Origin of the sequence: Pedobacter suwonensis (assembly GCF_007833675.1) — a bacterium.
GTDB lineage: Bacteria > Bacteroidota > Bacteroidia > Sphingobacteriales > Sphingobacteriaceae > Pedobacter > Pedobacter suwonensis.
In genome coordinates, this window is sequence record NZ_CP031708.1 from 2548268 (window position 1) to 2559685 (window position 11418).

General features: G+C 39.8%; 13 protein-coding genes. 1 reads left to right on the top strand and 12 read right to left on the bottom strand.

Annotated features, from left to right (window positions below):
- Positions 1 to 53: 53 nt before the first annotated feature.
- From DV942_RS10270 to DV942_RS10325, 12 genes are all read right to left on the bottom strand, one after another.
- Positions 54 to 386: a DUF5615 family PIN-like protein gene (locus tag DV942_RS10270; protein WP_145857290.1), complete on the bottom strand. Its 333-nt coding sequence runs from the start codon at positions 384 to 386 to the stop codon at positions 54 to 56.
- Positions 386 to 607: a DUF433 domain-containing protein gene (locus tag DV942_RS10275; RefSeq protein ID WP_145857292.1), complete on the bottom strand. Its 222-nt coding sequence runs from the start codon at positions 605 to 607 to the stop codon at positions 386 to 388. Before DV942_RS10275 ends, DV942_RS10270 begins: the two co-directional genes overlap by 1 nt.
- 181 nt (positions 608 to 788) lie before the next feature.
- A complete protein-coding gene (locus DV942_RS10280) occupies positions 789 to 1856 on the bottom strand; it encodes a M20 family metallo-hydrolase (RefSeq protein ID WP_145857294.1) in 1068 nt (355 codons plus the stop codon).
- A 70-nt stretch (positions 1857 to 1926) separates the two neighbouring features.
- Entirely contained in the window at positions 1927 to 2739 is an 813-nt protein-coding gene (gene proC / locus DV942_RS10285) for a pyrroline-5-carboxylate reductase (protein WP_145857296.1), read from the bottom strand.
- 243 nt (positions 2740 to 2982) lie between these two features.
- Positions 2983 to 3813 carry an acetylglutamate kinase gene (argB, locus tag DV942_RS10290; RefSeq protein ID WP_208864425.1) on the bottom strand — a complete coding sequence of 277 codons (831 nt, stop codon included), beginning with the start codon at positions 3811 to 3813 and terminating at the stop codon, positions 2983 to 2985.
- 189 nt (positions 3814 to 4002) lie between these two features.
- On the bottom strand, positions 4003 to 4974 hold the full coding sequence (locus DV942_RS10295) for a Rossmann-fold NAD(P)-binding domain-containing protein (protein WP_145857298.1): 972 nt from the start codon (positions 4972 to 4974) through the stop codon (positions 4003 to 4005).
- 83 nt (positions 4975 to 5057) lie between these two features.
- The gene (locus DV942_RS10300) at positions 5058 to 5414 is read right to left on the bottom strand and encodes a four helix bundle protein (RefSeq protein WP_145861703.1); all 357 of its coding nucleotides are present in this window, start codon (positions 5412 to 5414) and stop codon (positions 5058 to 5060) included.
- Positions 5415 to 5547: 133 nt separating this feature from the next.
- On the bottom strand, positions 5548 to 6681 hold the full coding sequence (locus DV942_RS10305; RefSeq protein ID WP_145857300.1) for an aspartate aminotransferase family protein: 1134 nt from the start codon (positions 6679 to 6681) through the stop codon (positions 5548 to 5550).
- A 52-nt stretch (positions 6682 to 6733) separates the two neighbouring features.
- The gene (locus DV942_RS10310; RefSeq protein ID WP_145857302.1) at positions 6734 to 7102 is read right to left on the bottom strand and encodes a four helix bundle protein; all 369 of its coding nucleotides are present in this window, start codon (positions 7100 to 7102) and stop codon (positions 6734 to 6736) included.
- Between the two features lie 70 nt (positions 7103 to 7172).
- Positions 7173 to 8150 carry an N-acetyl-gamma-glutamyl-phosphate reductase gene (argC, locus tag DV942_RS10315; RefSeq protein WP_145857304.1) on the bottom strand — a complete coding sequence of 326 codons (978 nt, stop codon included), beginning with the start codon at positions 8148 to 8150 and terminating at the stop codon, positions 7173 to 7175.
- 90 nt (positions 8151 to 8240) lie between these two features.
- Complete coding sequence (gene argG, locus DV942_RS10320) at positions 8241 to 9428, bottom strand: argininosuccinate synthase (protein ID WP_145857306.1); 1188 nt, start codon at positions 9426 to 9428, stop codon at positions 8241 to 8243.
- 1 nt (position 9429) lies between these two features.
- Positions 9430 to 10128: a GNAT family N-acetyltransferase gene (locus DV942_RS10325; protein ID WP_134204214.1), complete on the bottom strand. Its 699-nt coding sequence runs from the start codon at positions 10126 to 10128 to the stop codon at positions 9430 to 9432.
- A 571-nt stretch (positions 10129 to 10699) separates the two neighbouring features.
- On the opposite strand from DV942_RS10325, the gene DV942_RS10330 reads away from it, so the two are divergent.
- Complete coding sequence (locus DV942_RS10330) at positions 10700 to 11401, top strand: DUF4397 domain-containing protein (protein ID WP_145857308.1); 702 nt, start codon at positions 10700 to 10702, stop codon at positions 11399 to 11401.
- Positions 11402 to 11418 lie beyond the last annotated feature (17 nt).

The following is an 11418-nucleotide window of genomic DNA, read 5'->3' on the forward strand; positions in this document are numbered from 1 at the left end:
TAATTTATTTAACCGCAAAGAGCGCTAAGGCTTTTCGCAAAGCATGCTGAGTTTTATTGAATTTCTAAACAAGAAAATTCTGCTTGTTTTATAAATTCTATTATTAATTCTTTTTTTGTTAGAAGTATCTGTGATATCGATAGCGTTGTGTTGTTGCCCGTTCTGAGCCAAATTATTTTCGGAGGGTGCCCATACAAATTAGAAAACTCATAGAAATCGGCATCAAAAGTAACAATCGTAAAACCATTTTGGCCAGCAAATGCCCAGATCTCCTTATCCGATTTATTTTCCAGATTTAATTTCCTAATCTGTTCACTCTGCGGGAAAGCTAACTGAATAAGCTTAATAATTCGGAAAGAAATATTCTGATCAAATAGTAATTTCACTAGGCAACGCGTATTTTATGTTCCCGATCGGCAGCATAGGCCAAACAGGCTAAAACCTGCGCTTCGGTCAATTCATCAAAATCTTCCAAAATCTGTTCGAGGGTCATTCCGCTCGCAAACCAGTTTAAAACATCATAAACAGCAATTCTAGTCCCGATTATACATGGCCTACCAAACCGTTTATCTGCATTAATTTCGATAAAATTAGCATAGGTGTTCATATCCCAAATATAAACATTATTTAAAGCATTTTCATTCAACCACAAAGGGTGCTAAGTTGTTCGCAAAGCACACAAAGCAACAGTCATTTTACTACAGCGTACACCGAGTTTTCGCCAGAGAACATAAGGCATTCGATATTTAAGTTAAGTATCAAGCCTTACACCTTAAAACCCTCTACCCTCAACCTTGAACAACTGGTTTTAACATATTTATATATCCCTCTACCCCTTCTGCAACTTCTCTAACATACAAAAATTCATCGGCCATGTGCGAGCGGCCCGAAAAACCAGGGCCACATTTTACCGATGGAATATCCAATAAAGCCTGATCGGAAGTAGTAGGTGAGCCATAAGTGGTTCTGCCCAATGCTACCCCAGCCTGCACAACAGGATGGTTTTTATCAATTGATGAAGGCTTTAAACGGATAGACCGTGGAGTGACATCACAATCTACATTTGCACGGATAATTTCCAACACCTCTTCATTGGTATATGCATCGGTTACGCGTACGTCAACTGTAAAAGTACAATTGGCCGGCACCACATTATGCTGTGAACCCGCGTTAATAATTGTCACAGTCATTTTCAGCGGGCCAAAAACTTCCGACACTTTAGGAAACTGGTAATTTCTGAACCATTCGATATCTTTTAATGCCTTATAAATGGCATTCTCCCCTTCTTCCCGCGCTGCATGTCCGGCCTTTCCGTGCGACACACAATCCAACACCAGCAAACCGCGCTCAGCGATAGCTAAATTCATTTCTGTTGGTTCGCCTACAATACCAAATTCAAGTTCACCCAAATCAGGCAGTACCAGTTCCAGGCCGTTATTGCCTGAGATTTCTTCCTCGGCTGTGGCGGCCAAACAGATGTTATATTTTAAATTTTCCTGCTCGTAGTAGTACAAAAATGTTCCGATTAACGAAACCAAACAACCGCCAGCGTCATTACTTCCCAGGCCAAAAAGCTTATCCCCCTCTATTCCGGCGTCATATGGATCGCGGGTATAACCCGAATTTGGTTTAACCGTATCGTGGTGTGAGTTTAACAATAAAGTTGGCTTATTGGCATCAAAATGCTTGTTGTAGGCCCAAACATTATTCATTTTACGCTGGGTCTTAACCCCTCTCTCTTCTAAAAACTGGGCTATTAAATTAGCAGTCCGGTCTTCTTCTTTACTAAAAGACTGGATGCGAATCAATTGCCGCAATAATTCCAGGCTTTCCTTTTGTATATTTTCTAAAAACATAGTATCAAGTATTTAGTATCAAGTATCAAGCAATACTTTTACTTCGCTTTAAGCTTTGGTCTTTCAGCTTTTAGCTCTCTTTATTATATAAATTCCCGGCTTTTAAAGCCGAAAGTTTAATGCCTTTTATCAACGATGAACTAAAACCGTTATGTTCCATTTCATTTAGGCCAGCAATGGTACAACCTTTCGGCGAAGTTACTTTATCTATTTCTGATTCCGGGTGTGTTCCATGTAATAAAAGCAAATCGGCAGCACCTTTAGCGGTCTGAACAGCCATTTTTAAAGCTTCATCTGCATGAAAACCAATTTCAACACCACCTTGCGATGCAGCCCTGATGGCCCTTAAGAAAAAAGCAATCCCGCAAGCACAAAGTGCTGTTGCAGAAGTCATTAAATCTTCATTAATCTTCACAACAGCCCCAACAGTTTCGAACATTTTGGTTACTTCAGTCATATTTTCTGCTGATGCATTATCGCTGGCCATGCAAGTCATAGATTGACCGATCGCGATTGCTGTATTTGGCATTACGCGCACCACTTCAACACCATCTCCTAATTTTTCCCTCACAGCCGCACAGCTTACACCTGAAATTACCGAAATGACCAAATGCTTCGCCTGAACAATTGAAGTTTGAATTTCGTCTAAAACCGTGTTTAACTGTTGGGGCAGAACGGCAAGGATTACCACCTCTGCATCAACCACAGCTTGTTTATTATTATTACTAACTTTAAAGCCGGCTTCGGCAAAAGACTTTAAATGGTCGGTATTTCTACGGGTAAGTGTAATGTCGGCAGCCTGGGCAAAGCTGGCTTTAACCAAACCTTTCGCTAAGGATAAACCGATGTTTCCGCTACCAATGATGGCTATTTTTTTATTCATCTGATTACAAAGATTTTGGTGATTTCACCGATTTTAATCCATTAATGTTTATTTGAAAAGCAGTTTCAGTAATACTATTAATGTCAGTCCTGCTATCCACTTCAATCTTTTTAAGCACTTTGTCAGCTAATTAAAGCTACAGCTAAAAAAGTATTTCCGTTTCTATCAGGTTTAGTTTGCAAAAGCAGTAATCCTTAGGCAATGCAAAAACCCTCCACCTCCAAACCTTCCTACCTTCAACCTTTACTTCAGCATTTTGGTACCAAAAGTACCTGTAGCCAATTCGGCAAGTTCATCAGCTTTTCCAATATAGACGGCAGAAACACCCTTTTTAATGGCTTCAAAAGCATTGTGCAGTTTTGGAATCATCCCACCGGCTACCGTTCCGTCAGCCTTTAGCCCCTCAAACTCGTCTGCCTTAATTTCCCTTACCACAGTGGCGTCATCATTCACATCCTTTAATACTCCTTTTTTCTCAAAACAGTATACCAATTGTGTTTCGTATAAGGCTGACATCGCCACCGCTACAGACGAAGCAATAGTATCGGCATTGGTATTTAAAAGTTGCGTATCGCCATCGTGTGTAATGGCACATAAAACCGGCACCAAACCGGCATTCAGCAAACTATCTAAAGTTTTTGCAGACACAGAATTTTCATCCAGATCACCAACAAAACCGTAATCAATTACCGCTCCGGCCATCGGCCCACTTTCAGCGCCATAAGTTTTGGTACTCACCGGGCGCTTTTTTGCTTTGATCACATTGCCATCAGCACCGCTTAACCCGATGGCATTGCTACCCTTGGCCTGCAATTGGGCTACCATGTTTTTATTGATTAATCCGGCATAAACCATCGTTACAATGCGGAGGGTTTCGATATCGGTAATTCTTCTGCCTTCAACCATTTTGGCTTCAATGCCTAGCGATTCTCCTAGTTCAGTTGCAATTTTCCCCCCGCCATGCACTAAAATTTTATCTCCCGGCAATGCTGTAAAATCCAGTAGAAACCGATGCAGGTTTTCTGAATTATCGATTACGTTTCCACCTATTTTTATGATTGTAAGTTGCTTCATCATGTATGTTCGCCGTGGTTCATGTCTGCACGAACCACACTAATTTTTATCTTAATGATTTCGGTTCGTGTGAACACAAACCGGGGCTGTAATATATTTAGTAGTTTAACCACAGATTAACTGATTATAAATATAAAAGTATCTGTGTTCATCCTTTTTATCTGTGGTTAATCCAGTTCAAAATTATGATTATAATTCTTCCAGCACGGCTTTAATCACAGCTTGTGCTGCCCATAAGCGGTTTCCCGCCTCATGAATTACCAATGAGTTTGGACCATCCAAAATTTCTGACGATAATTCCAGATCACGACGCACAGGTAAGCAATGCATCACCTTTGCATCGTTGGTGATTTTTAACTTTTCGTTATTCATCATCCAGCCGTCCGGATAAGTTAACACCTTTCCGTATTCTTTGTAGCTGCTCCAGTTTTTTACATAAACATAATCGGCACCAATCAGGGCTTCTTCTATATTGTATTCAATCTTTGCACCTGGTGTGAAATCTTCGGCAAGTTCATAACCTTCTGGCTGCGCAATCGTAAAATCGATCATTCCTTCTGCCTGCGCTTTACACATCCACTCGGCAAAAGAATTAGGAACGGCTTGGGGTAAAGCCTTTACATGAGGTGCCCAGGCTAAAACTACCTTGGGTTTGCGGCCGTCAGGTTTCTTTGTCCAGGTTTCATGAATGGTAATGATATCAGCAAAACTCTGCAAAGGGTGGCGTGTTGCACTCTCCAGGCTCACTACCGGCACGGCACAGTATTTTACAAACTTGTTAAAAAAATCTTCACTATAATCTTCCTCGCGGTTATTCAGTTTCGGAAAAGAACGCAAGCCCAAAATATCACAATATTGTCCCATAACCGCAGCAGCCTCACGAATATGTTCTACTGTAGAACCATTCATCACTACACCATCCTGTGTCTCCAATGCCCAGCCCTCTTTATCCAGGTTCATCACCATCACATTCATCCCTAAATTTAAGGCTGCCTTTTGCGTGCTTAAACGCGTACGTAAGCTGGGGTTCATAAAAACCAAACCCAGGGTTTTGTTCTTACCTAAATGCTGATGTCCATAAGGGTTGGCTTTTAACGCCAATGCATCATTTACAAATTGTTTGATGCTCGGAACATCATGTACGGAAGTGAAAAGTTTCATTTTTTAAAGCTTAAAGTTTAAAGCTTAAAGACTAAAGCTCCTGCAAAGTTTTAAACAGGATACAAAATCTAAACCTTAAACAGTTATCGTCTTAAACGTTTCAGCAAGCCTATAAGCATTGCCTTAACTTCATTTATTTTATTATTTATCTCCAGATACTTCTCTTCGTTCAAGTACCTAAAATCAGCAGCAAGTAAACAAGCATATTCAACTTCATGACAAGATCCTAATGCCATATCTAAAAACCGTGCAAAATCTTGATCCGAATTTCGACCAGCACCCTCAACGATATTGAGTGGCACTGAGTAAGCATCCCGTTTAACCTGACTATGTAAATCATTTCTTTCAGATACGGGAAACATGGGTAATATATCTGAATAAACAAATAATACCATTACATGTGCCTTTTTCCAAACATCTAGTTTTCGGTAGTCTCTCATTTTCATTTTAGTTTAAAAGTTAAACTAGAAAGGCCCGGGCCCTTCTATTCGAAAATAGGGATGATACTAATCTAGCTTTTATTTGTTTAAATTAAACTCACAAATACAAAAGTCATGCTTTCAGCTTTAATCTTTAAGCTTTCAGTACAAGATTAAACGCAGCTAAAAACTCATCAGCATGTGCTTTGGTTAAATTTAATGCCGGCAGTAAACGGATTACATTAGGTTTGGCCTCGCCGGTAAAAATGAAGTGCTTAAACAAAAGCTCTTTTTTAACATGCGCCAGTTCTTCCGGTAATTCAATACCAATCATTAAACCACGGCCACGAACTTCCTTTACTTGCTCAAATTTCTTTAATTCGGCAATTAGGTAATTCCCAACTTCTTCGGCATTATTCATCAGGCTGTCTTTTTCCATCACTTCTAAAACCGCTAACGCCGCAGCACAGGCTAAATGGTTACCCCCGAAAGTTGTACCTAGTTCTCCGTGCCATGGCTTAAATTTAGGAGCAATAGCAATTCCGGCTACCGGAAAACCATTGCCCATACCTTTTGCCATGGTATATACATCGGCCTCTACGCCTGCCCAATCGTGCGAATAAAACAAACCTGTTCTGCCATAACCACATTGCACTGAATCAGCAATATAAACAGCATTATACTCATCGCATAGTGAACGGATTTTTTGAAGAAAACTTTTTGATGCTTCTTTAATTCCGCCAACACCCTGTATACCTTCAATAATTACCGAAGAAATCTCATTGCCCTGCGCTTTAAAAGTTTCTTCTAAAGCCACCTCATTATTATGCGGCAAGAAGATCACGTTTTCGGTCTGATTAACCGGCGCTACAATTTTTGGGTTATCGGTTACCGCAACGGCTAAAGAGGTACGTCCGTGGAAAGCACCGGTAAAAGCAATTACCTTTTTTCTGCCGTTGTAAAACGAAGCGAGTTTAAGTGCATTTTCGTTGGCCTCTGCTCCAGAATTACATAAAAACAATTGGAAATCTTTTTTCCCCGATACTTCGCCCAGCTTTTCAGCTAGTTGTACCTGCAAAGGAATTTTAACCGAGTTGGAATAAAAGCCAACCTTATTTAACTGATCGGTTAAACGGCTTACATAATGGGGGTTGGTATGCCCAATAGAAATTACAGCATGTCCGCCATATAAATCTAAATATTGTTGTCCGTTAACATCCCAAACATTGCTGCCGGCTGCTTTGGTAATTTCTATATCATTAAGTGGATAAACGTCGAATAGTTGCATATTTTAATAAGGTTTGAAGGTCGAGGGCGGGAAGGTAGAAGGTTGATATTCCCTAACCTTTTCCACCGTTTCTTAAAAATTTAATAAATGCGATTAACATCGCTTTAATTTCATTAACGCTTTTATTTACGGCTTCGTAAACTTCCAAACTGACGTAAGCTAAGTCGCGAAGGAGAATAAAAGCATATTCTATTTCTTTGGTAGAGCCAAGTGCATTATCAAGATAATGGACAAAATCCTTATCTGTGTTTTTACCACTTCCTTCTACAATATTTAGAGGTATTGAATAGGCGGCCCGCCGAATTTGTTGGGTTAAAGCAAATTTTTCTTCAACAGGCATGATAGGTAGGATTTCCTTATAAACCTGCAAAGTAAATAAGTGAGCCTTTTTCCAAACATCTAATTTTTGATAATCTCTCATAACTCATAAATATTTTTTGTCTGCACCCAGGCCTTCCAGCCTTCCAGCCTTCCAACCTCCAGCCTTCCGCCTAGAAATTAGCAGCTTTAAGCTTCAAGCCGGCATCTTCCTTCAATCCAAACATCAAGTTCATATTCTGAACCGCTTGTCCGCTGGCACCTTTCAAAAGGTTATCGATAATACTGATGATAAATAATTTACCCCCGTGTTTTTCGATATGTACCAGTGCTTTATTGGTATTTACAACCTGTTTTAAATCGATATTTTTCCGGCTCACATGCGTAAAAGGATGCGCGCTGTAATAATCTTCGTAAATGGTTTGGGCTTCCTCTAAAGTAAGTTCGCTTTCAAGATACATAGCGGCCAAAATACCTCTGGTAAAAGCGCCACGCTGTGGGATAAAACTTAAAGCTTCAGTAAGTGATGGTTGCAATTGCAATAAACTTTCGCCGATCTCGTTCAGGTGCTGGTGTTCGAAAGCCTTGTAAACAGAAAGGTTATTGTTTCTCCAGCTAAAATGAGAAGTTGTGGCCAAACTCTGTCCGGCGCCGGTTGATCCGGTAGTGGCATTAATGTGAACCTCATTTTGGATTAACCCTTTTGCCGCCAACGGTAGTAAGCCCAATTGGATACAGGTTGCAAAACAGCCAGGATTCGCAATATTACCTGCTGATTTGATCTTATCACGGTTTAATTCAGGGAGACCGTAAACGAATTCACGCTTTTCGAATGTTGACTTTTTATGCAACCTGAAATCCTGCGATAAATCGATAATCCTAACATTATCGTTAATCGGATTAGCGGCTAAAAACTTATTCGCATCACCATGGCCGACACAAAGGAAAAGCACATCAATATCTTGCGGAATATCGTTTACAAAGCATAAATCAGTATCCCCGATTAAATCGGTATGTACATCAGAAATTAAATTTCCGGCATTACTGGTACTATTTACGAAAGCAATTTCAACATTTGGATGGTTAACCAGAATACGCAGCATTTCTCCGCCAGTGTAACCTGCACCACCGATTATTCCTGCTTTAATCATTTTTTTAAAGATTTAAGGGTGTAGGGTATAAGGTTTAGGGGTCGGGCGGATAACCTTACGACTTTTCGCCCTAAACCTTAAACCTCGAGGCTATGCCTCATTATTTACTTTATGCCAGATCATTACCTGGTTGCCGAAGATTTTAGAAAAACCTTTTACATCTTCACCGCTCCAGGCATTGTTCATTTCACCATAGCTGCCAAATTTGTTGCTCATTAAATCGTGGTCAGATTCAATGCCGATAATCTGGAAACGGTATGGCAATAGCTCAACAAAAACTTTACCGCTCACAAATTTCTGCGTATCGGCTAAAAATGCCTCGATATTCCGCATAATCGGATCATGGAACTGACCTTCATGCAACCAGTTACCATAGAAAGAAGATAGCTGTTCTTTCCAGCTTAACTGCCACTTCGTAAGCGTGTGTTTTTCTAAAGTATGATGTGCTTTAATAATTAAAACCGGTGCTGCCGCCTCGAAACCCACACGGCCTTTAATACCGATAATGGTATCGCCCACATGGATATCGCGACCAATGCCGAAAGGTTGCGCAATGGCCTGCAATTTCTGGATGGCTTTTACCGGCGCCAATTTTTCGCCGTCAAGCGCTACCAGTTCACCTTTTTCAAAAGTAAGTTCAATTTTACGCGACCCGGTTTCTGAAACCTGTGTTGGCCATGCACTTTCTGGTAAGGTTTCGTTGGAAGTTAATGTTTCTTTACCGCCTACTGAAGTACCCCATAAACCTTTATTGATTGAATATCTTGCTTTCTCGGCACTATATTCAACACCATGACCGGCTAAATATTCAATTTCAGCTTCGCGTGATAATTTCAAATCCCTGATTGGCGTAATAATTTCAACACCAGGAATCAGGATATTGAAGATCATATCGAAACGAACCTGGTCGTTACCAGCGCCTGTACTGCCATGCGCTACATAATCAGCACCGATCTTCTTTACATAATTAGCAATTGCGGTAGCCTGACTCACACGTTCTGCGCTAACAGAAAGTGGATAAGTTGCATTTTTTAATACATTTCCGAAAATCAGGTACTTAATACAATCATCATAGTAGCCCTCTGTTTCGTCTACTACCGCATGCGACTTTACCCCTAAAGCATAAGCTCTTTTCTCAATTTCCTGTAACTCCTCATCAGAAAAACCACCGGTATTTACAATCACCGAGTGTACTTCCAATCCACGGTCTTTCGCCAGGTATATACAACAAAATGAGGTGTCTAATCCTCCGCTAAATGCTAAAACAACTTTTTTCATGCTATTTGAATAAAAGGGTAAATAAAAATAAAAGGGCTTTTAAGCCGGTTTTCGGCTTTTGTTTAACAACCAAACGTTGTTTAATGCGCATAAAGCGCTCATATAATTTGGGTTTTTTCTGCAGTTCTTCAGCAAATTGTTTGGCTACTTCGTGCTTTTTCTCTGCCGGATCATAAAGCATAGCCGTGCACATGCAGTTTTTACGTTCCTTCATTTTCAAAATTTCGAAGTTTACGCAGCTCTGGCAACCTTTCCAAAATTCTTCATCCTGTGTAAGTTCGCTGTAGGTTACCGGCTCATAGCCCAAATCTGAGTTTATCTTCATTACGGCCAAACCTGTTGTTAACCCAAATATTTTTGCTTTGGGGTACAACCTTCTCGATAAGCCGAAAATCTCATTTTTAATGGCCTTAGCCAACCCGGCTTTACGGTATTTAGGGCTTACCACCAAACCACTGTTGGCTACAAATTGTCCGTGACTCCAGGTTTCGATATAGCAAAACCCTGCCCATGAACCATCTTTGTGGAAAGCAATAACCGATTTGCCCTCTTGCATCTTATTAGAGATGTATTCAGGAGAACGTTTTGCGATGCCTGTACCACGCGCTTTCGCAGATTCGGCCATCTCGGTTACAATTTCTTCTGCAAATACACGATGTTCAGGAAGTGCAACCTGCACTATAAATTCGTTAATATCCATTCGTTTTCTAACGAAAAATTATAAGTATTCTTGTTAATTGGGTTTTTAGAGAGGATCAATTCCTCGTTACGTTTAGTTGAGTACTAAATACGTGGAGTGAAATTTTGCCGGCTTGTGGGATAATAAAACACGGATTGAAAATGATTAATAAACAAACCTTTTCCAGACACGGTTTGTGCATTGGAAACTGAAAGTTTATGTAAAATTGGTTTAATCATTTCTTGCGTATTAAAACGGCTTTAACTCTATTGAGGTGCAAAGGTTTAAATAAAAATCGAGTTACGCAATAATATTGTATTTTTTTTATTTTAAGTTTTCTGTTTTATTGGATTATTCTGACTGAAGCAAGCGCTTATGTAATTTAAAAATAAGCGATCACTTAACATTGAGGTTTATCATTCTAATTGTCAATTCAAATTTTGTTAAAAAAGGCACTAATTTTTAACATCTGCTTAACATCATTTAACATCTTCAGATAGTGTTTAAATGCAATATTTACATGCCTGTAGCGAATACGATTGAATGATCGTTTTATGGGTACTCCTTAATTATTAAATCAAATTTTAACCGTATGAAGAATTTTACGTCATTTCATTTCAAACCGATCACTTTATTTTTCCTAATTGCTTTAACAGCGTTAACTTCATGTAAAAAAACCGACACTGTCGATCCTACCATATCGTATTTAAGGGTAATTAATGCGTCACCATCTTTGGCAACTTATAATGCATACTTCAATGGCAATATGGTTAATTCAGCAGCTTTGCCATTCGGAGGCGCCATTAGTTATCTTTCATCTCCCGCTGGCACTTACAGTTTAAAATTTACCACCGCCAGCAGTGCAGAAAGTTTGTTGACTAAAAATATCACTTTAAACGCAAGCACCTATTACTCATCTTATTTAATCAATAAACCCGGTGCACTAGATATTTATACTATCGGCGACGATCTTTCTATTCCATCAACCGATAAAGCCTATATCCGCTTTATCAACCTATCGCCCGATGCCCCTGCTTTAGACCTGGCCAAAACCAATGCAACCACCTCATTGGTTACCAATAAAGCCTTCAAAACAGCAAGCAGTTTCATTGCTGTAGATGCGGGGACTTATACATTGGATGCTAAAGAAACATCATCCGGAGCAGTTAAAGCTACTTCCGAGAGCACCAGCTTTACAGCAGGTTATCATTATGATATTATTTGCGGTGGTTTGGTAACACCGGCAAATGATACCGAAAGACCATTGAGTTTACAGGTTATAATGATCAAATAAGAAAGATTTTAGTTTTC